General features: G+C 44.6%; 18 protein-coding genes, 1 tRNA gene and 2 pseudogenes. 7 read left to right on the top strand and 14 right to left on the bottom strand.

What is annotated here, in order from left to right:
• Positions 1-68: 68 nt before the first annotated feature.
• Positions 69-533 carry a xanthine phosphoribosyltransferase gene (gene gpt / locus A3CS_RS0101035; RefSeq protein WP_005546869.1) on the bottom strand — a complete coding sequence of 155 codons (465 nt, stop codon included), beginning with the start codon at positions 531-533 and terminating at the stop codon, positions 69-71.
• A 114-nt stretch (positions 534-647) separates the two neighbouring features.
• Between gpt and A3CS_RS0101030 the strand changes: the two genes are divergently transcribed.
• Positions 648-2,108 (top strand): aminoacyl-histidine dipeptidase, encoded by a 1,461-nt coding sequence (locus tag A3CS_RS0101030; protein WP_005546866.1) that lies wholly within the window; start codon positions 648-650, stop codon positions 2,106-2,108.
• A gap of 79 nt (positions 2,109-2,187) precedes the next feature.
• On the opposite strand, the gene A3CS_RS0101025 is transcribed toward A3CS_RS0101030, so the two are convergent.
• The 9 genes and pseudogenes from A3CS_RS0101025 to proS form a co-directional block, all read right to left on the bottom strand.
• Complete coding sequence (locus A3CS_RS0101025; RefSeq protein WP_005546863.1) at positions 2,188-2,943, bottom strand: SDR family NAD(P)-dependent oxidoreductase; 756 nt, start codon at positions 2,941-2,943, stop codon at positions 2,188-2,190.
• Between the two features lie 93 nt (positions 2,944-3,036).
• Positions 3,037-3,549, bottom strand: coding sequence for a molybdopterin-guanine dinucleotide biosynthesis protein MobB (mobB, locus tag A3CS_RS0101020; RefSeq protein ID WP_005546861.1), 513 nt, complete (start codon positions 3,547-3,549; stop codon positions 3,037-3,039).
• 80 nt (positions 3,550-3,629) lie between these two features.
• Positions 3,630-4,067 carry a SoxR reducing system RseC family protein gene (locus A3CS_RS0101015; protein WP_005546859.1) on the bottom strand — a complete coding sequence of 146 codons (438 nt, stop codon included), beginning with the start codon at positions 4,065-4,067 and terminating at the stop codon, positions 3,630-3,632.
• Positions 4,068-4,076: 9 nt separating this feature from the next.
• Positions 4,077-5,033 (bottom strand): sigma-E factor regulatory protein RseB, encoded by a 957-nt coding sequence (gene rseB, locus A3CS_RS0101010; RefSeq protein ID WP_005546857.1) that lies wholly within the window; start codon positions 5,031-5,033, stop codon positions 4,077-4,079.
• An 82-nt stretch (positions 5,034-5,115) separates the two neighbouring features.
• Positions 5,116-5,700: a sigma-E factor negative regulatory protein gene (locus tag A3CS_RS0101005; protein WP_005546855.1), complete on the bottom strand. Its 585-nt coding sequence runs from the start codon at positions 5,698-5,700 to the stop codon at positions 5,116-5,118.
• 38 nt (positions 5,701-5,738) lie between these two features.
• Positions 5,739-6,314 carry an RNA polymerase sigma factor RpoE gene (rpoE, locus tag A3CS_RS0101000; RefSeq protein WP_005543553.1) on the bottom strand — a complete coding sequence of 192 codons (576 nt, stop codon included), beginning with the start codon at positions 6,312-6,314 and terminating at the stop codon, positions 5,739-5,741.
• A gap of 132 nt (positions 6,315-6,446) precedes the next feature.
• Positions 6,447-6,701, bottom strand: a complete 255-nt coding sequence (locus A3CS_RS0100995) for an FAD assembly factor SdhE (protein ID WP_005546853.1) — start codon at positions 6,699-6,701, stop codon at positions 6,447-6,449.
• Positions 6,702-6,755: 54 nt separating this feature from the next.
• Positions 6,756-6,935 (bottom strand): annotated as a pseudogene (locus A3CS_RS0100990) (DMT family transporter); the annotation flags it as partial.
• A gap of 78 nt (positions 6,936-7,013) precedes the next feature.
• Positions 7,014-8,729 (bottom strand): proline--tRNA ligase, encoded by a 1,716-nt coding sequence (gene proS / locus A3CS_RS0100985; RefSeq protein ID WP_005546849.1) that lies wholly within the window; start codon positions 8,727-8,729, stop codon positions 7,014-7,016.
• A gap of 143 nt (positions 8,730-8,872) precedes the next feature.
• Here proS and selA point away from each other — a divergent pair, with 143 nt between their 5' ends.
• Genes selA through A3CS_RS0100970 form a run of 3 tightly spaced genes read left to right on the top strand, consistent with a single transcriptional unit; the run spans position 8,873 to position 13,062 of the window.
• The gene (gene selA / locus A3CS_RS0100980; RefSeq protein WP_019518147.1) at positions 8,873-10,258 is read left to right on the top strand and encodes an L-seryl-tRNA(Sec) selenium transferase; all 1,386 of its coding nucleotides are present in this window, start codon (positions 8,873-8,875) and stop codon (positions 10,256-10,258) included.
• Complete coding sequence (gene selB / locus A3CS_RS0100975; protein WP_005573866.1) at positions 10,255-12,114, top strand: selenocysteine-specific translation elongation factor; 1,860 nt, start codon at positions 10,255-10,257, stop codon at positions 12,112-12,114. Before selA ends, selB begins: the two co-directional genes overlap by 4 nt.
• A 45-nt stretch (positions 12,115-12,159) precedes the next feature.
• Positions 12,160-13,062 carry a DUF3298 and DUF4163 domain-containing protein gene (locus tag A3CS_RS0100970; RefSeq protein ID WP_005546843.1) on the top strand — a complete coding sequence of 301 codons (903 nt, stop codon included), beginning with the start codon at positions 12,160-12,162 and terminating at the stop codon, positions 13,060-13,062.
• Positions 13,063-13,100: 38 nt separating this feature from the next.
• On the opposite strand, the gene A3CS_RS01000000110755 is transcribed toward A3CS_RS0100970, so the two are convergent.
• Both A3CS_RS01000000110755 and A3CS_RS0100960 read right to left on the bottom strand, forming a co-directional pair.
• Positions 13,101-13,412, bottom strand: a complete 312-nt coding sequence (locus A3CS_RS01000000110755) for a hypothetical protein (protein WP_005546842.1) — start codon at positions 13,410-13,412, stop codon at positions 13,101-13,103.
• Between the two features lie 140 nt (positions 13,413-13,552).
• Positions 13,553-13,834: pseudogene (locus A3CS_RS0100960) on the bottom strand (pseudouridine synthase family protein); the annotation flags it as partial.
• A gap of 408 nt (positions 13,835-14,242) precedes the next feature.
• Between A3CS_RS0100960 and A3CS_RS0100955 the strand changes: the two are divergent.
• The 3 genes from A3CS_RS0100955 to A3CS_RS0100945 all read left to right on the top strand — a co-directional run bounded on the left by A3CS_RS0100955 (position 14,243) and on the right by A3CS_RS0100945 (position 16,965).
• Positions 14,243-15,745 carry a sodium-dependent transporter gene (locus A3CS_RS0100955; protein WP_005573853.1) on the top strand — a complete coding sequence of 501 codons (1,503 nt, stop codon included), beginning with the start codon at positions 14,243-14,245 and terminating at the stop codon, positions 15,743-15,745.
• A 1-nt stretch (position 15,746) separates the two neighbouring features.
• On the top strand, positions 15,747-15,839 hold the full coding sequence (locus A3CS_RS1000000111255) for a methionine/alanine import family NSS transporter small subunit (RefSeq protein ID WP_005577959.1): 93 nt from the start codon (positions 15,747-15,749) through the stop codon (positions 15,837-15,839).
• Positions 15,840-16,728: 889 nt separating this feature from the next.
• The gene (locus A3CS_RS0100945) at positions 16,729-16,965 is read left to right on the top strand and encodes a hypothetical protein (RefSeq protein ID WP_005566655.1); all 237 of its coding nucleotides are present in this window, start codon (positions 16,729-16,731) and stop codon (positions 16,963-16,965) included.
• Between the two features lie 629 nt (positions 16,966-17,594).
• Here A3CS_RS0100945 and A3CS_RS0100935 read toward each other — a convergent pair.
• Positions 17,595-17,672 (bottom strand) — tRNA-Ile (locus A3CS_RS0100935).
• A 271-nt stretch (positions 17,673-17,943) separates the two neighbouring features.
• A complete protein-coding gene (locus tag A3CS_RS0100930) occupies positions 17,944-19,581 on the bottom strand; it encodes a pilus assembly protein TadG-related protein (protein ID WP_005588033.1) in 1,638 nt (545 codons plus the stop codon).
• Positions 19,582-19,590: the final 9 nt, after the last annotated feature.

Genomic DNA, 19,590 nt, shown 5'->3' with positions numbered 1-19,590 from the left:
CCGTGAGTTATTCTGCTCATGGTTTTTATTAGGTGCAAAAAAAGTGCGGTAGATTTTCTGATTGTTTTTTATTTTCTGGCAAGCGGAGGAACGAAACAAATGCCCATATCCCAAGGTTGTTCAATCCAGGTATTTTGCGGAATATCTACCACATAATTATCTACCAATTCCGCGCCGGCCGGTTTCGCGAAAACCGTCACAAGGCGGGCGTTCGGGTACATTTCACGAATAGCGCGCGCGGTGTTGCCGGTATCCACCAAATCGTCAATGATGATAAATCCTTCACCACCGTTCGCCAGTTGTGCGGCGTGTAACACCTGCAATTCGCCTTGTGTGTCGTGGTTATAACTGGCGATACAAATAGTTTCCACATGACGAATGCTTAATTCGCGGGCAAGTACCGCCGCCGGAAATAAACCGCCACGGCTCACGGCAACAATGCCTTTCCACTGTGAAGCCGGAAGCAAACGTTCGGATAATTTGCGTGCGTGCATATGGAACATATCCCACGTCACAACATATTTTTCACTCATAAACACACCTTGTCTGAAACTTTGCGGGCGCTGCCCGGGAAATAAAAATGGCGTTAGGATAACCCGAAATGGCATTTTATGCTATTATTTTCCTTAATTTTTTAAGGAGGAAATATGTCAGAAATACAAAAATTAACCCCGAATTTACTCTGGAAATGGTTCGATCAAATTTGTGCCATTCCCCATCCGTCTTATCAAGAAAATGCCCTGGCGGAATTCATCGTTAATTGGGCAAAAGGCAAAGCTTTTTACGCCGAACGCGATGAAGCGGGCAACGTGTTAATTCGCAAACCGGCAACAAAAGGCATGGAAAATCGCCGAAAAGTCGCCCTTCAGGCGCATTTGGATATGGTGCCGCAAGCCAACGAAGGCAGCTTGCATAATTTTGCCACCGATCCGATTCAACCTTATATCGACGGCGAATGGGTGCGTGCCACCAACACCACATTAGGCGCCGATAACGGCATCGGTATGGCGGCGACCTTAGCGGTGCTGGACAGCGACGACTTACCGCATCCTGATCTCGAAGTGTTACTCACTATGACAGAAGAACGCGGCATGGAAGGCGCCATTGGGTTACGCCCAAACTGGTTGCAAAGCGACATCATGATCAACACCGACACGGAAGAAAACGCGGAAATTTATGTGGGCTGTGCCGGCGGTGAAAACGCCAACATTTCGTTGCCCGTTGAATATGAAAACAACCGTTTCGCGCATAGTACGCAAATCGTGTTAAAAGGCTTACGCGGCGGGCATTCCGGCTGTGATATCCACACCGGACGCGCCAATGCCATCAAATTGCTGGCTCGCTTCCTGGCAAAACTCGCTCAAAATCAACCGCACTTTGATTTCGCGTTAAGCGATATTCGCGGTGGTTCCATCCGCAACGCCATTCCGCGCGAAGCTTTTGCCACCTTAAACTTCAACGGTGATGTTGACAGGCTGAAAAGTGCGGTGGAAAATTTCGGCGTTTTATTGAAGACCGAATTGGCATTAATTGAACCGAATCTTTCTTTCGAATTGCAACCGATTGATAAACCGACAAAGATTTTCACACCATTAACCACAGAACACATTATCCATTTATTAAATGTATTGCCGAATGGCGTAATTCGCAACAGCGATGTGTTGGAAAATATTGTGGAAACTTCGCTTAGCGTCAGCGTGTTAGAAACCGAAGAAAATTGGATTAAAGCCACCATTTTAGTGCGCTCGCTGATTGACAGCGGCAAAGAATATGTTGCCGAAATGTTGAAATCCTTGGCACAATTGAGCGATGCAAAAGCCGAATTCTCCGGCTCTTATCCTGGCTGGGAACCGCAAGCGCATTCACCGATTGTGGACTTAACCTACAAAATTTATGCGCAAGTGCTGGGCTACGAACCGGCTATTAAAGTGATTCACGCCGGCTTGGAATGTGGTTTGCTGAAGAAAATTTACCCAAATATGGACATGGTTTCCATCGGCCCGACCATCAAAAATGCCCACTCCCCGGACGAAAAAGTCCACATCCCGGCAGTGCAAATTTTCTGGTCGTTAATCACCAAATTATTAGCCGAAATTCCGGTTAAATAAATTGATGTTAAGTAAAATAAAAAACCACTCAATTGAGTGGTTTTTTACTATGTTGCTCCAAAAGTGCGGTCATTTCCCATCATTTATAATTAAACAGCGTTCTTGCCAGGAAATCGGCGGTTTTGGGGAATAACACATAAAATTTACGGGCAAAGGCAAGGGTGCGGGGTAAATTGATTTCACGTACATTTTTTCCCAACGCCATGACGATTTTTTGTGCTACCAAATCCACCGGAATTAAAAAGGGCTTGATAGATTTTAGATAAGTCCCCTCGGGATCCGCCTGTTTGAAGAACTTAGTGGCGATCGGACCGGGGTTGACGGTGGTGACGAATACACCTTTATCCGCCAGTTCCAAACGGATGGCGTCGGAGTAGCCGATCATGGCAAATTTACTGGCGGAGTACAGACTGGATTTGGCAGATGCCAAAAATCCCGACATAGAAACGATATTGACGATATGCCCACGCCCAAGCGCTTTCATGTTGTGTCCGACAAGTTGGCAAAAGGTCATGCCGGCAAACACGTTCACTTCAAACATCTTACGCGCCTCTTCCGTCGTCAGGCAATCAAAATCATCATACACCGCATAGCCTGCGTTATTGATCAACACATCTATCGCGCCATAACGCTGCTCAACCTCATGCAAGCAGGCAGCGACAGCGTGCTCATCGCAAATATCCAGCTGAAAACAGGCTTTATGCGGATGAAACGCATACAGGTTTTCCAACAACGCCGCTTCTCTGCCAATTAAAATCAAACGGGCATCAGGCAGTTGTTTTACGATTGCCTGCGCCAAATCCCCACCGGCACCGGTGATAATGATGTTTCTCATAAAAATGTCCTCGTTCCTATTCCAAGTTTATAAACTCCAAAAATAACCGCACGTTAGCAAGAGCAAGCACTTGAAGTGCGGTAAGAAAAAACATTATTTTTTTCCGCCGCACTTTTGTTCGTACCACATCACAATAAACTGGGCGATTTGTTTAATATCGTTAATATCCAAGTGAGGCTTGTGGGCGGTTAAGGGGTAATCCGTGGCGACAGCCAGAACATATTCATCCATTTCCGGAAGCGGTCTGGTCATGTCTTTGCGATGTAACAGTATCTTTTCTATGGGTTCTTGTTTGAAGCCCTCTACTAAAATTAAATCCGCTAACGCCTCGTCAAATTGCGTGCACAAATACGGCAGGGAAATATGTTGTTGCGGGGTTTCGGTCATCAGCGCCCAGCGTTGGTCACACGCCATAATTACTTGACTGGCACCGGCATCTTTCATGCGCCAGCTGTCTTTGCCCGGCTTGTCAATTTGTACATCGTGATGGCTGTGTTTAATCACGGCGGGACGTAAACCGCACTGTTTTAATTGCGGAAGCAATTTTTCCAATAACGTGGTTTTGCCGCTGCCGCTGTAACCGGTAATGCCGAGCATAGGGAGCATAATGTTTCCTTGAAGAAAATTGAACGAACGGGCTGAATTATATAACAGCCCGGAAAAGAAAACGAACGGTGTGTGGGGATTTATAACACGCGCAATAACACCGGTTGGTAGGCGGATTGGCGATTGAGTTTTTGCGCATACCAACGCACACCAAGGAAAGAAAGTGCAGTGGAAATGAAGATAAAAAAGACGCTGACGAGCTCATGGGCAAACAGCGAATCAAATAATAACGTGCTGAATAATAAAGTAAATAGCGGCACGCAATACATGAGCAAGGCGGATTTGATTAAGGAACGTTCGGACAAACCGATTTCCACCCGTTGCCCGATTTTCAGTGGCGTAATGGTCTCGATGGTGAAAATATGTTCGCCGCGCGCGCCGCTGCCGGCTAATTCCGACAAGGCAGAATTACCGCACGCCGGTTTTGCCGCGCAAGCGCCGCATGCGCTTTGTGATTGGCATTTCACTTTGGCTCTGCCGGATTCGTACTCAATAACGACCGCACTTTCCGTTAACATAATCGCCTGCTATTTTCTGAATTCAATGTCTTGCACAATGCGTTTTGCCGTGGAAATCGGCAGTTGCCCGATAATGGTCATCTCTTTGTTTTCCATGCTTTCGGTATAAATCGTGTAAGCGCCCTGCCGCCACGTGTTATCCTGCTGCGTGGATTCGGCGATTTTATCGGAAACATATAATGTGAAAGAAAATAAACCGTCGCTGTAAAGTTGCGATTCAATTTTCTCTTCACCGTCCAATTCAATGCTATGATTCACTAATTTAAACCCTTGTGGAAGCCAGCCGGGCTGCCATTTAAACGCGGGGGGATTATTGGCTTTTTGATCCATTAACAACGGCGGGAAAACGACGCGGTTCAAATACGCCGGCAAGCCGGATAATTCATTGCCGATATATAAATTCACCACACGGAACTGATCTAATAAATTGCCTTCGCGATCAAGCATATCGGTGCGTAATAACAGGTGATTTTCTTCGTCAATAAACGCCAGATACTGATAGCGGAAATCGTCTTTCGGCAGAATTCGGATGGTTTGCACCACATGATCCGCCACACGGTTGCGCCCGATATTCACGAAATCATAATATTTTTCCAAAGCATCAAAATTAGCACGCGACAACGGCGGTAAATTATCAATAATGCCGGAGCCGTTAATGGTAAACGCCTGATAGTTCGGCTGGAAATAACTGATTAAATTCTCCCGTTGCACAATTTCTTGTTGCGGACCGTCTAGCGTAACCAGCTGAGCATAAGTTTTGCCGTCGGCGACAAAATGGCGATAGCGCAGAGAATCCATATTTGACGGTGTGGTTTGCACGAAAGAAAATTCGTAATTTAACTGCTGCGCGGCTTTTTTCATTTCGCCTAAAAGTTGCTTCGGCGAAAGATTCTCTTGCGCCACGGAGGAAAGTGAACAGCTCAACAATAGGAAAAGTGCGGTGGTTTTCAGAAGCGTTTTTAACATTTTCAAATTCCTAATAAACAAATTCACCACCAAAATTGGTGGTGAATGTTCAGCAAACAGTTATACCGGAAAACATATTATTTTACTTGGCGCTGGTTTGTTCCAAACTCAAGGAATCGCCGTAAACCCGACGTTGTAACTCGTAACTTTGTAACATCGCACCGATACGTTTATTTTTTTGTTCCAACTGCTCGGTGGTAATCACATCTTTACTTGGCGCATTATAACTCACTTCCTGCACCCCGTTATTAAACGGTAATGTTTGCAACACCGGGGTATCCGGCGCATTTTGCACCGCAGACTTGCTGTTCAAAGATTGCACGCCTAACACAGCCACTAAGCAGACGCCCGCCGCCACCGCAACCTGTGTCATCGGCACAAACCATGATTTGAGTTTTTGCATGAACGGAGAAGATTCGACTTCTTGCGGTAACGGTTGAGAAACGGTCGGTTGTGCGACAACAATTTCTTCTTCCGCAATCAGACTTTCCATTTTCGCAGTGAAATCAGCACTTAAGAAAACATTTGTCTCCTGACGCATCACCGCGCGAATTGTATGAAAATTCGCCCAGCTTTCTTGCAATTCCGCATCTTGGCATAATTGTTCGGTGAGTTCACTGCTGACTTGCTCACCGTCAATGTATGCTGAAAGTAATTCTTTTTGCATTTTCGTACTCCGACCAACCGTGGTTGTGTTGCTGTTTATTAACGTTGTAAAAGCGGTTTGACCTTGCTTTCAATGATTTCACGCGCTCTGAAAATCCGCGATCTGACGGTTCCCACAGGGCAATCCATGATTTCCGCAATTTCTTCATAACTCAATCCTTCGATTTCGCGTAAAGTAATTGCCGTGCGTAAATCTTCCTGCAAGCTTTTGATCGTATCAAACACAATCTTTTTCAATTCATTGGATAACATCTCATTTTCGGGCGTATCCACATCCCGTAAATTTGTCCCCACATCGTAGGATTCCGCATCTTCAGCCAAAATATCTTCATTTGGGGGACGACGACCCTGGGCAGTTAAGTAATTTTTTGCCGTATTTACTGCAATTCTATATAGCCAAGTGTAGAAGGCGCTATCACCACGAAAAGAATCAATGGAACGATACGCTTTTATAAATGATTCTTGTACAACATCAGGAATATCATTCGGTGAAATATACCGAGTCAGTAATCCAGCCACTTTATTTTGATAACGCGATACCAATAAGTTGAAAGCTTTCTTATCGCCCTGCTGCACCCTCTCTACCAAAGCTTGATCTGTTAGCTGTTCAGCCATATAACCTCATAATCACGTCTAACAAGCTTTAATTTCAAAGCCAGCAAGCCCTTGTAATGCGTTAGACGAAGTGAAAGAAAAAAAGTTCAGTCTCTTTATAAAAAACAAAATTGAGAACTAATTCATTATAAATCAATTTGTTAAATTTAATTTTTGTTGAATTTCCGCCACCATTTTGCACAATTCCGGGTCGTCGATCGTGCCGTTATTAAAAAACCACGAAAACAATTGCAAGTCGGAACACGCCAGCAAGCGCACAAAAACAGCCTTTTGGTGTTCGCTTAATTGGGCAAAATGTTGCTGATAAAAAGGCATAATCACTTTATCCAACTCCAACATACCGCGTCGGCAATCCCACTCAATGCGAAACGGATCATAATCTTTCATTTTGCTCTCCTCACTCACCACAACGGGCGAATTATATAATCAGTGCGAGGTTTGCGAAAATAAATTAATCACCAGGCCCACCGACAGCGTACGAAAAATAATGGAAACAAAATAAAATGAACAACCATAAAAAGCCAGCGCACCAAGGGTCGGTACCAATTTGGTGAAACCATCGCTCACTTTCAGCAGGTTGGTCGCGACAATTTCCAAACAAATGGAAATCGCCAATAAAATCTAAGGATTGATGTCTTCCTCACACAAAAGTGCGGTCAGAAATTCAATTAAAAATTCGACCGCACTTTTTTCCGTTTGCTATACGTTAATTTGGCTTTTCAGGAAATCCAACAACTGCGCTTTGGCGATCATCTGCTTCTCTCCGGTGCGACGATTTTTATATTCGATTTCACCGTTTGCCAGATTCTTCTCGCCGATGACGACCATATGCGGCACGCCGATCAGTTCCATGTCGGCGAACATCACGCCCGGGCGTTCTTTGCGGTCATCGAAAATCACTTCCACGCCCTGCGCCTGTAAAGTGCGGTATAAATCTTCGGCAAATTGTTGCACGCTTTCCGATTTGTACATATTCATCGGCACAATCGCCACGCTGAACGGCGCAATGGCGTCGGACGGCCAAATAATGCCACGTTCATCGTGATGTTGTTCGATGGCAGCGGCAACCACGCGGGTCACACCGATACCGTAACAGCCCATGGTAACCACCATTGGGCGACCGTCTTCGCCTTGCACGGTAGCGTTCATGGTTTGGGAATATTTGTCGCCTAATTGGAAAATATGGCCCACTTCAATGCCGCGTTTAATCAACAGCGTGCCCTTGCCGTCCGGGCTCGGATCGCCTTCCACCACATTACGAATGTCGGCGATTTTCGGCAACGCCACATCACGTTCCCAGTTAATGTTGAAATAATGCTTGCCGTCAATATTGGCGCCGGCGCCGAAATCACTCATTAACGCCACGCTGCGGTCAATAATCACCGGAATGTTTAAGTTGACCGGACCGAGTGAACCCACGCCGGCGCCGATTTTCGCTTTAATGGCGGCTTCATCGGCAAATTCAAGGGGAGAAGCCACTTCCGCCAGTTTTTCCGCTTTCACTTCATTTAATTCATGGTCGCCACGAAGGATTAACGCCACCAACGGCTGTTCTTCGTTTGCGCCTTTCACAATCAAAGTTTTCACGGTTTTTTCAATCGGCAGATTGAACTGTTCCACCAATTCCGCAATGGTTTTTGCCTTCGGCGTATCCACTAATTCCATGGCTTTGGTCGGTTGCGCACGTTCGCCGACGGCAACGGCTTCGGCAAGTTCAATATTTGCCGCGTAATCGGATTCGGTGGAGAAAATCACATCATCTTCGCCGCTGTTGGCAAGCACTTGGAACTCATGGGACGCACTGCCGCCGATGGAACCGGTGTCCGCCTGCACGGCGCGGAAATCCAAGCCTAAGCGGGTGAAAATGTTGCTGTAGGTTTGGTACATCACATCGTAGGTTTCCTGCAAACTTTCTTTTGACGTGTGGAAGGAATAGGCATCTTTCATTAAAAATTCACGCCCGCGCATCACGCCGAAACGCGGACGCACTTCATCGCGGAATTTGGTTTGAATTTGATACAAATTGAGGGGAAGTTGACGATAAGAACTCACTTCACGACGCACTAAATCGGTGATCACTTCTTCGTGAGTCGGACCTAACACAAAATTACGGTTGCCACGATCCTCAAAACGCAGCAATTCCGGACCGTATTGCTCCCAGCGACCGGATTCCTGCCACAACTCCGCCGGTTGCACCACCGGCATTTCCACTTCAATGGCGCCGCTTTTATTCATTTCGTCACGAATAATATTTTCAACTTTCTTTAATACGCGAAGCCCGGTCGGCAACCAATTATATAAACCGGACGCGAGAGGACGAATCATGCCCGCACGCAACATTAATTGGTGGCTCACCACCGCCGCTTCTGCCGGGGTTTCTTTTAAGGTGGATAATAAATATTTACTTGTACGCATTGAATTACCTATAATTCTGAGAAAATGAGAAAAAAATTGGCGATAGTGTATCTAATGCGTAAGCAAAAGCAAGCAGGAAATCAGGTTTCGCGCCTTTTCGCCGCGATTTCATCCGCCAATTTCAGCGCATAAAAGGAATAATCATGTCAGCCCTTTACCAGGCCCTTCCCGCCGTCGATAAATTACTCAAAACCCCGCAGGGTGAGCAGCTGGTGGCAGAATTCGGTCACAGCGCCACCGTTAATATGTGCCGAGACCTGTTACAGCAGGCACGCGAACACATAAAACGCCACGAAAACCTACCGCACTTTTTGCAGAATACCGACGCCACTTTTCAGCACCTCAAGGAACAACTTCTGTTACAACAACAGGTGAACATCAAAACCGTCCACAATTTAACCGGCACGGTGCTGCACACCAATCTCGGACGCGCTTTGTGGTCGCCGGCGGCGCAACAGGCGGCGCTGGACGCCATGCAGGGCAATGTGGCGTTGGAATATGATTTAAGCGCGGGCGAGCGCAGCCATAGGGATAATTACATCAGTGCTTTAATGCAGCAACTGACGGGCGCGGAAGCCGCCTGCGTGGTGAATAACAATGCGGCAGCGGTCTTGCTGATGCTGGCGACCTTCGCCCAGGGTAAAGAAGTGATTATTTCCCGTGGCGAGCTGATTGAAATCGGCGGCGCGTTCCGCATTCCCGACATCATGGCGCAGGCGGGCTGCAAGCTGGTGGAAGTGGGCACGACCAACCGCACCCATTTAAAAGATTATCGTAACGCAATTAACGAAAATACTGCCTTTTTAATGAAAGTTCACAGCAGTAACTATCAAATTTGCGGTTTTACCCACAGCGTTGACGAGCAGGAATTGGCGGATTTGGGCAAAGAATTCGGCATTCCGGTCATCACCGATTTAGGCAGCGGCGCGCTCATGGATTTAAAACAATTCGGCTTGCCGGAAGAGCCCACCGTGCAGGAAAAATTGCAGCACGGCGTGGATTTGATTTCCTTCTCCGGCGACAAATTGCTGGGCGGCCCGCAAGCGGGCATTATTGTGGGCAAAAAAGCACTCATTCAACAGCTGCAGGCCCACCCGCTCAAACGCGTGCTGCGTTGCGATAAAGTCACTCTTGCCGGGCTGGAAGCCACCTTGCGCCTCTATTTACAGCCGGAAAAAATCACCGAAAAACTGACCGCACTTTTGTTGCTTACGCAACCCATGGAACGCTTACAGGCGCAGGCGGAGCTGCGGTTGGAAAATCGCTTAAATACCAATTATGTGATTGCCATTGAACCGAGCGAGGCACAAATCGGCAGCGGTTCGCAACCGTTGGCGCGAATTCCGTCGGTGGCGGTGACTATTGCGCCGGCAAGCGAAAAAACGCCGGCAAAAACCACCGCACTTTTCGCCCGTTTATTAGCCTTGCCGCAGCCGGTTATCGGGCGCATTGAGCGGGATAAAATTTGGTTGGATTTACACAGTTTGGCGAGCCTTGATCGCCTTCTAAACAGCTTGGAGACATTATGATTATCGTTACCTCCGGACACGTTGACCACGGCAAAACCGCCCTTTTGCAAGCCCTCACCGGCACCCATACGGCGCACTTGCCGGAAGAAAAGAAACGCGGCATGACCATTGATTTGGGCTACGCGTATTTGCCGTTCAACGATCAGATTCTCGGCTTTATTGATGTACCGGGACACGAGCATTTCCTCGCCAATATGCTGGCGGGGCTGGGCGGCATTCACTACGCCATGCTTATCGTTGCCGCCGACGAAGGCGTGCAGGCGCAAACCATCGAGCATTTAAGCATTTTAAGCCTGTTACAGTTACAGGAAATCATGGTGGTAATCACCAAAGCCGACCGCGCCGACGCGGTACAAATCGACGCGTTGGAAAATCAACTGCGCCAACAATATGCCGTATTGGCGAACAGCAAATTCTTCGTTACCTCTGCCATCACCGGTCAGGGCATTGACGCCTTGCGCGATTATTTGGCGCAGTTGGCGGAATTGTCGGAAGTGGATAAACCTTTCCGTTACGCCATCGACCGTATTTTCACCATTAAAGGCGCCGGCACGGTCGTCACCGGCACGGCATTCGCGGGCAAAGTCAGCCTGGATGACGAACTGTATTTGAGCAACGGGCAAAAAGTGCGAGTGAAAAATATCCACGCACAAAACGAACAAAACTGCGTAGGCTTGGCAGGACAACGCTTGGCGTTAAATATTAACCTGGATTTCGACCGCACTTCCATTGAACGCGGCGATTGGCTGTTCTCCCAAACACCCGGCGAACCGACGGATCGCATCACCGTTTGGCTGGAAAGCCAAATGGCATTAAACGAAAGCCAGCCGGTGCATATTTATCACGCCGCATCGCACACCACGGGCAAACTCACCTTGTTACAACAACAAAAGCTCGCCCCGCAACAGTTGGCATTGGCGGAACTGATTTTGGAACAACCGCTGTTTTTGGCGTACGGCGACAAAATCATTCTGCGCAACAGCAATTCCACCGCCGTGCTTGGCGGTGCCAAAGTGATTGAAATCGATTCGCCGAAACGGCACAAACGCACGGAAGCGCGTTTCGATTATTTACGCCGCTTGATTCAGGCGGAAACGGCGCAAAAACGCACCGCACTTTATTTGCAAAATCACGCGGTGGAAGTGCAAAAGATCATGTGGATTGAGCAGCTGACGGGCGTGCAACTGGACGCCATTCTGCAACAAAACGGCGATATTCGCTTCCAAAGCTGGTGTTTTAACGCCGATTATCGCGCCCAACAAACGGCAAAATTATTGACCGCACTTGCCCAATATCATGAACAACATCCTGATCAACTCGGCTTGGGCAAAGCCCGTTTGTATCGCATTGCAGCGCTGAATCAGCCGGAAAAATTGATTTACCATTTTATCGACGAATTATTGGCAGAAAATCAATTACAACACACCCGTGGCTGGCTACACACCGCCGATCATAAAATCCAATTTAGCGAACAAGAACGTGCATTATGGCAACAAGTTCTCGCCCAATTCGAGCAACATAACGGACAAGCCCTGTGGGTGCGCGATCTTGCCAATGCGTTAGGACAGGAAGAAAGCGCCATGCGCAATTTTCTCTATAAAGCCGGCAAACTGGGCTATTTAACCGCCGTGGTGAAAGACCGTTTCTTCCTCACGGAGAACATTTACACCTTCGCCCGTTTAATTAAACAACTGACCGCCGGAAAAGAAGGCTTTTCGGTGAACGAACTACGCGACGCCTTACAATTCGGACGCAAAATGACTGTGCAACTGGTGGAATATTTCGACCGTTGCGGCTTCCTGCGCCGCAAAGGCAATATTCACGTTTTACGCGATGCGGACGTGTTTGATTTATAAAAGTGCGGTCATTATTTTTAACGTTTTTCAACAACAGGAGTTTCTATGAAAAAATTACTCATTGCCACCCTCATCGCCGGCAGCCTGATGCTGACCGCCTGCGACGATAAAGAAAAAACTGCGCTCAGCGAGCAAATGCAAAAACAGGCACAAACCATTGAACAACTCAATGAGCAGGTGAAGACATTAGAGAAACAAGTGCTGGATTTAGCCGAAAATCAAACGATTCGGGTTGAGCCGGAGGTGCTGTTTGAAAAATCGGAAACCATCAAATTTGATAAAAAATCCGCCGACAGTTATACGCCGGAAAGCGGCGAAGTGAAAGTCAACGTAAAAACTTTAAAAACCGGCGAAGATTGGTTAACGGATTTATTATTAAATGAATTAATCCGACAATTCACCGCAAGCGGTCAAGTCAAAATCGAGAATAAACAACAATTTGTGGAATGGCTGCAAACCCTTTACACGGACAGCGTTAAAGAAGTTAAAGATAACGAAATGATTGGCAGCAGCACCGAATTCAGTGTGAAATATCTCGGACAACGGGAAAACATCGCCACCTTCACCATCAGTTATTCCGGCTATTCCGGCGGTGCGCACGGTATGTATTCCACCCAATTCCTTAACATTGATTTGGCGAAAAAAGCCTTGCTGGATATTGATGATGTCATCAATCCGGAACAGCATCAAAAACTAAAAGACCTCTTATGGGATGCTTACCGCGACAGTAATAATGAAGCGGAACCTTTTACCCAGAAAGACGGGGGATTTTACGTGCCAAAAGATTTTTACTTCTCCCGCAATGGCGTTACTTTCGTTTACCCGCCTTATGCCATCGGCAGTTTTTCGGAAGGGGAAAAAGAGCTGACGATTTATTGGTGGCAGTTGAAAGAAAACGACTTGATCAACCCGCAATTTAGCGCTTTAGCAAAATCGGTTATCGAATAACCTAACAAAAATCCCCAAGCGCGAACTTGGGGATTTTTTTAATTTTCCAGTTCCAAACTCACCACGTTCGGGTCGTTTTTCAGCAATAAATACAACTCCTGAATGGTGGCTTTATCGTTGATAGAACAGCGAATGGTCAGTTTGGTTTCGCCGTTGGGCTGATCTTTCACGTTGATGTTTTCGATGGAATGATTGTTGTTATGCAACAACTGCACGAATTGCGCAATGGCATTGGGTGAAAGCAATGTGGCGTTGATTCGTGTTTTTTTCTTTTTATCGCGATGGCGCACCCAATTATGCACATACGGGCTTAAACGAATGGCGATTAAAATCATGATGGTGGCGACCATGGCGTCGAAATAAAACCCCGCGCCGGAAGCAATGCCGATACCTGCCGCCGCCCAGAATCATCGCAAACGCCATTTTGGCGAAAATAAAAAAGTGGCTGTCGCGCGCCGACGCTTCAATAAAATTTAATAAATTATTCATGTTAAATCGTTAATTTAAGTAATTGATACAGTTCTCTTAGTTCGTTTTGAGTTAAAGTGCGGTAGGTTTTCGGCATCAAATTTTGCAGGTTGAATCCCGCTAATTGATAACGAATCAGACGTAACGTCGGAAACCCGATATGCGCCGTCATTCTGCGCACCTGCCGATTGCGCCCTTCATCAATCTTCACTTCCAGCCACGCGGTGGGAATATGTTTGCGTTCGCGAATAGGCGAAATGCGTTGCCATAAAAAATCCGGTTCGGAAATCAACCGCACTTTTGCAGATTTTCGCCTCGTTTTTTTGTCGCTGAAGAGATGTCGGTTGCATAAGATTTAAGTAAGTTAAAGCTTAAACATACTCTACACCAAATTCACAGAAAGTTTAAATTTCCCTCATTTTAATTGAACTGATTGCAAATTTTTCTTTTTAGCGTTTTATTCGGTATTGTATGGACTTTTCCGCTGGTTTAAATCGCTTTTTATTAAAATTTATTTTTTTATTCTAAAAGCAAATAAATCAAACAGAATAAAAATCTAAAAATAAAAATTATTCATCAAAAAATAACGTAAATTTTATAAAATTAGTGATTTATCTCTATTGACTCCTGTTTTTATTAGTCTATATTGAGCGCCTAACCTTTTTTAACCTTTCCATTTTTAACTTCATTTATAACTTTCATAGGTGTTCGTATGACACACACAACACAAAAACGCGAAACCTTCTCCGGACGACGGGCATTTATTTTTGCCGCTATCGGTTCGGCAGTCGGTCTGGGCAATATCTGGCGTTTTCCCTATGTAACCTACGAAAACGGCGGCGGTGCCTTTATCATTCCTTACATCGTGGCATTATTAACCGCAGGGATCCCGTTATTGTTTTTAGATTATGCCATCGGGCATAAATTCCGTGCCTCTCCACCATTGGCATACCGCAAACTCAAAACCGGTTTTGAAACATTCGGTTGGTGGCAAGTGATGATTAACGTGATCATCGGGCTTTATTACGCCGTCATCCTCGGCTGGGCGGCAAGTTATACCTATTATTCCGTTACTTCCGCCTGGGGCAGCAACCCTGTCGATTTCTTCCTGCACGAACACATTAAAATGGCAGATGAAGTGGCGTTAAATCTGGATTTCGTCGGCACGGTTGTTGGTCCGTTACTTGCCGTTTGGCTAATTACTTTATTGATTTTATCCCTCGGTGTACAAAAAGGTGTTGCGCGCACTTCTGTGATTTTTATGCCAATTTTAGTCATCATGTTTGTCACTTTAATGGTTTATTCCTTATTTTTACCGGGCGCAGAAAAAGGGTTGGATGCCCTGTTCTCGCCGGATTGGGATAAATTAAAAGACCCGAGCGTCTGGATTGCCGCTTACGGACAAATATTCTTCTCCCTTTCCATTTGTTTCGGTATTATGGTGACCTATGCTTCCTATTTGAAAAAACAATCGGACTTAACCGGCGCCGGTTTGGTGGTAGGCTTTGCCAACAGCAGTTTTGAAGTGTTGGCCGGTATCGGCGTATTCTCCGCCTTAGGTTTCATTGCCGCTGCCAACGGACACGATGTGAGCGAAGTAGCAAAAGGCGGTATAGGTCTCGCCTTCTTTGCCTTCCCAACCATCATTAACCAAGCGCCATTAGGGCAATTATTAGGCGTGCTATTCTTCGGTTCTTTGGTTTTCGCAGGCTTAACCTCCTTTATTTCCGTATTGGAAGTGATTATTTCCGCCGTCCAGGACAAATTACGTCTACGCCGCGTCCATGCCACGTTTTTAGTGGGTTTACCAATGATGGTGGCTTCTACGCTCTTATTTGGCACCACCGCCGGTTTACCGATGCTCGATACCATGGATAACTTTGTGAACATGTTTGGTATCGTCGCTGTAGCATTCTTCTCCTTATTTTCCATTATCATGAGCGGCAGATTAAAAGAATTGGGCGAACACTTAAACGAAACCGGCTCTTTCAAAGTGGGCATGATTTGGAAAGCTTTTATCGTCATCACCACCGGTGTACTGGCTTTCATGCTATACAAAGAAGCCGGCAAAGTGCTCACCAAAGGCTACGAAGGCTATCCGGACCGGTTCGTCAACACCTTCGGCTGGGGCATGGCAATCGCTTTGGTGATCATCGCATTCCTGCTTTCCCGCCTGCCGTGGAAACACTTAACGCAAACACAAGGAGAAAAATAAGATGTCAACCAACGCAATTATCATGATGGCTGTTGCACTTATCATCATTTGGGGCGGGTTATTAGTGTCTGTTATCAGATTACCGAAAGAATAACTGTACGAATCCATTCCGGTGTCTTTGGCAACGTATCCGCAACATTTGTCCTATTAATAGTGTGAGCGTGTTTTGTTTATGTTCATATAACAGTCTAACTTTCAGAAACACCTCAAAAAAACAGTCTGATAAACCAATTAAAACTTGCGGAAGGAAAACCTCATGATCACCCAACATTCAAACAACAATGTGTTGATTTAATGCTTAAACAAAATCATATCATATTCCAGGTCAGCAAAATGAATTAGTCAGCACGTCGGCATTGTAACGCTGAATAATAAAGCGACAAGGTATAACGTCAGACAAATTGGATGTTATTTTGAGATTCATCGTTCCACTCTGTTTAGTTGTAAGAAAGCCAAATCGAATTAGAGCGTATCAGGACATTCAAACGAAAATTATCTGTCTGCTTCCAGAGAATAGGGAAATTTACGGTTCACGTCGGTTAACTTGGACATTATGGCAAATGGGGTAGAAAATAGGGCGTGATAAAACCCGTAAACTGATGATGGATTTACGATTGAGGTCCCATTATACGCGTCAGAAGTTTTATTGGCATAGTAGACAAAATAGTTGGTAAAAAGTGGGTTAAGACTTTATAGCACGAGGCTTTAACCCACTTTTTTGAATTTATGAACAAAAAAATGCATTTTTTGCCAACATAGCCCGCTTCAAAAGTATGGCACACAAAATCATCTTTAGCGCTATAAATGCCCGCACTGCAATAAAGTGTTTTCTTTCAAAAGTAAACTTAATCCAATCCAAATTTGGGAAGATTATGAGAAGGGAAAACAAACCTACAAAAAATTAGCCGAAAAATATCACTGTCATCCAACGTTATCTTGATAAAGCGCTTAAAACCACGCTAAATCCTCCTCAACAACGTCAATTGAATATCCTTGCCGACGTCACCTTCTTTGGTCGGGATTTCGGTGTGCTTGTGCTGTTAGATTCGTTGTCGGGAAAAGTGATTTATCACCAAATCGTGAAAACCGAAAAAGACATTTATTATAAAATGGCATTTAATCGGCTAAGAGAAAAAGGTTATGTTATTCAATTGATTACCTGCGACGGTAGACGGGGAGTATTAAAGGATTTGTTCAACACACCGATACAAATGTGCTAATTTCATATGGTAGCAATCGCCATGAGGGCATTGCGTAATAAGCATCAATCTGAGGCGGGGAAAGCCTTAAAGGTACTCGTCAGGACACTTAAAAAATAGCCATAAAAATGACTTTTATGTCCGGCTCTATTTGTGGTATCGGAATCATCAAACGTTTTTGACGGAACGCTCGGACAAGCCGAATGAAAAGGGTTATTTCCCTTATAAACACCATAATGTCAGAAGTGCGTATAGGAGCTCAAAAGCGATATATGAATTACTTATTTACGTTTGAACAATATGCTGATTTAAACATTGAAAAAACCACTAATCGGCTTGAGGGATTATTTAAAGAATTAAAACAAAAATTAACTGTGCATAATGGTTTAACAAGGAGGCGTAAAATAGTGTTTATTAAGGATTTTCTAAATAGAAAGAGTTGGTAAAACCAACTCTTTTATCTACTATGCCTATTTTTAGTACCTAGAAAATCACTAAATTCCCCTGATAGGGTACTATATCAGGTACTAAAGGTAAAACTAAAATGAATCAAAAAAAGCATAATACACTATGGAAATGATTAAATATGTTAATTTATAAGTGGTTTTGGTTTGACTTGAATCAGAGTGAAGTAGTATGGATTAATATGTTGGTGCCCCCAACAGGACTTGAACCTGTGACCAATCGATTATGAGTCGACTGCTCTTGACCGACTGAGCTATGGGGGCGGTGTGAGCGTAGAATTAAGGCGCGATTATAGGGAAATATCGGGGTAAAGTCCAGAATATTATGTGTTATTTAAAGTGCGGTTGCTTTTACCGGCGTTTTTAATGTTCAAAAACGTGGAAAAATTATTTGCCCTTTGAAAAGTCAGGTTGTTCCTTGTGATTTTAGCTGATTAGCTTTTGTGATGAGGTCATTTTTTTAATCGTATGTAAGGGTAAAAGAAAACCGTCTTTTTTGAGTAAAAGACGGTTTTAATTTTATTATTTACATACTTTATTGGAACAATTTCGGTTTTTGTGAAGATGAACGACCTACTTCTTCTTCAAAACTGATGATTTGTTTGAAAGCATCAAACAGTGCCTGTTTACTGGAGACTGAGTAATATTGATCACCAACACACTTTTTCCAGACTTCTTGCTGCTTTTGAGGCGGGTTGAAACCAAATGCTACAAAGGCAATTCGGGTTTCTACTTTAGGGTAGTTAGAATCTTGTAAACCATCAATTTTTTCTTTAACTCTAGTACATAACCCTGCCTCCATTAACTTAACTAATGTATCTTTAGATGGTATATTATCTTCCCCGTCGGATAATATCATAAGTATACGTCGGGTATTTGTACCAATTTTATTTGGCATAGCTTCAAAATCCTTGTTTTTCTCCATCATAAGATTTGTGCCAATAAAAATACCTGATGTAACTGCTGTTCCACCTCGAGGTATGATTTGTTTTAACGCACTAGCCACTGCTCGGTTATTCTTATCAAACCATGCCTGGGTTGTTTTTTTATTAACGTTATCTTCTAAGCAATAATTCCGGCTTGTTTTACTGTCTAGAGTGAAATCATAAGTTCTTTTTTGCCCATCAAATTGGCTAATCTGATCAATAGTTTTCGGTATATCTAGATCCCTATCAAGCAGTTCAAATCCCTTAGCAATATGGTTACCACCATTATAACCCTTCTTAAATTTAGCAGATATCTCCCTTTTTTTGTCTTCAGATTTAACATAGTATGGAAGAACACAGTTAGTAAGTTCATCTCTTTGGCGGGTACCAGCAGCAAAGGAGACGAAACCCATTCGATTATAAGGACTTACATCGCCTTTGTTTTGTGCTGGTAACAAAATCTTTTCAATCCCTTCAACGGCTTCCCTTAGTGCATCAATCCTTCTATTTGGATAGTTGACTTCAGGAGGGTTGTTCCCAGTGGCGTTAATAGCCCACATCATTGAACGGGACAAATCGGTAACCATCATTAAATCAATTGGGATCGTTATTTGTTTCTCTTTAACAGCGTAAGTTTTACCCGAATTAATTCCTACTCTTCCGTCATATAGCTGACTACTACTCACCAAAGTTTGACCCCAGGGTAACCAGAATTTTCGTTGCACAGAACCTTGTACCACACAGGCAATGGATTTTGCTGTGCCATTTTTATTTTTCGGCTGAGTTTTTTCTTCTAAACACTCTGCCAGGAATGGTTCTTTAATCGTTACCGGGGAACTGTTTTTTTGACCCTTGCTATCATCAGAACGCAAATAAAGTTTAACTAACCCTTGTACTAACTCTTGGTTACGCTTTTTCCACTGAGCTTGGACTTTTGCGCTTGAAAAATCTCTACCTTCACGTTCAATTTCTTGTTGAGAGACATTTTGTCTTTTTACATCGGAGTGGTCTTTATTTTTCCGGTATTGGTTATCTTCAGCAATTAAAAGTAATGCCGCTTGATCCGTTGCTTGTGCCAAGCGGGCCTTATCTAACAATATCCCCGTGCCATCAACGGTAAAAGCAACGAACAGTAGCAATGGGAAAGCAAGCAGGGCTGTTATTATGGTGTATACACCATGTTCATTTTGCAAAAATTGTTTAACAGTGCTAAACAATTTAGCAGTTAGATTAAAATTTCTTTTCATAAAGCTCTC

Origin of the sequence: Aggregatibacter actinomycetemcomitans DSM 8324 (assembly GCF_000372365.1) — a bacterium.
In the GTDB taxonomy this organism is placed as follows: domain Bacteria; phylum Pseudomonadota; class Gammaproteobacteria; order Enterobacterales; family Pasteurellaceae; genus Aggregatibacter; species Aggregatibacter actinomycetemcomitans.
Note: the sequence above shows the minus strand (reverse complement) of the source record. Positions and strands in the feature narration are given on the sequence as shown.

Bases quoted from the DNA above. Each gene is read 5' to 3' on its own strand.
- A3CS_RS0100995 (WP_005546853.1), bottom strand. From the start codon at position 6,701: ATGAAAGATTATGATCCGTTTCGCATTGAGTGGGATTGCCGACGCGGT.
- A3CS_RS01000000110755 (WP_005546842.1), bottom strand. From the start codon at position 13,412: ATGGTCGCCACCATCATGATTTTAATCGCCATTCGTTTAAGCCCGTAT.
- A3CS_RS0101025 (WP_005546863.1), bottom strand. From the start codon at position 2,943: ATGAGAAACATCATTATCACCGGTGCCGGTGGGGATTTGGCGCAGGCA.
- mobB (WP_005546861.1), bottom strand. From the start codon at position 3,549: ATGCTCCCTATGCTCGGCATTACCGGTTACAGCGGCAGCGGCAAAACC.
- A3CS_RS0100930 (WP_005588033.1), bottom strand. From the start codon at position 19,581: ATGAAAAGAAATTTTAATCTAACTGCTAAATTGTTTAGCACTGTTAAA.
- selB (WP_005573866.1), top strand. From the start codon at position 10,255: ATGATTATCGTTACCTCCGGACACGTTGACCACGGCAAAACCGCCCTT.
- proS (WP_005546849.1), bottom strand. From the start codon at position 8,729: ATGCGTACAAGTAAATATTTATTATCCACCTTAAAAGAAACCCCGGCA.
- selA (WP_019518147.1), top strand. From the start codon at position 8,873: ATGTCAGCCCTTTACCAGGCCCTTCCCGCCGTCGATAAATTACTCAAA.
- rseB (WP_005546857.1), bottom strand. From the start codon at position 5,033: ATGTTAAAAACGCTTCTGAAAACCACCGCACTTTTCCTATTGTTGAGC.
- A3CS_RS0101030 (WP_005546866.1), top strand. From the start codon at position 648: ATGTCAGAAATACAAAAATTAACCCCGAATTTACTCTGGAAATGGTTC.
- A3CS_RS0101015 (WP_005546859.1), bottom strand. From the start codon at position 4,067: ATGTTAACGGAAAGTGCGGTCGTTATTGAGTACGAATCCGGCAGAGCC.
- A3CS_RS0100970 (WP_005546843.1), top strand. From the start codon at position 12,160: ATGAAAAAATTACTCATTGCCACCCTCATCGCCGGCAGCCTGATGCTG.
- A3CS_RS0100955 (WP_005573853.1), top strand. From the start codon at position 14,243: ATGACACACACAACACAAAAACGCGAAACCTTCTCCGGACGACGGGCA.
- A3CS_RS0101005 (WP_005546855.1), bottom strand. From the start codon at position 5,700: ATGCAAAAAGAATTACTTTCAGCATACATTGACGGTGAGCAAGTCAGC.
- rpoE (WP_005543553.1), bottom strand. From the start codon at position 6,314: ATGGCTGAACAGCTAACAGATCAAGCTTTGGTAGAGAGGGTGCAGCAG.
- gpt (WP_005546869.1), bottom strand. From the start codon at position 533: ATGAGTGAAAAATATGTTGTGACGTGGGATATGTTCCATATGCACGCA.
- A3CS_RS1000000111255 (WP_005577959.1), top strand. From the start codon at position 15,747: ATGTCAACCAACGCAATTATCATGATGGCTGTTGCACTTATCATCATT.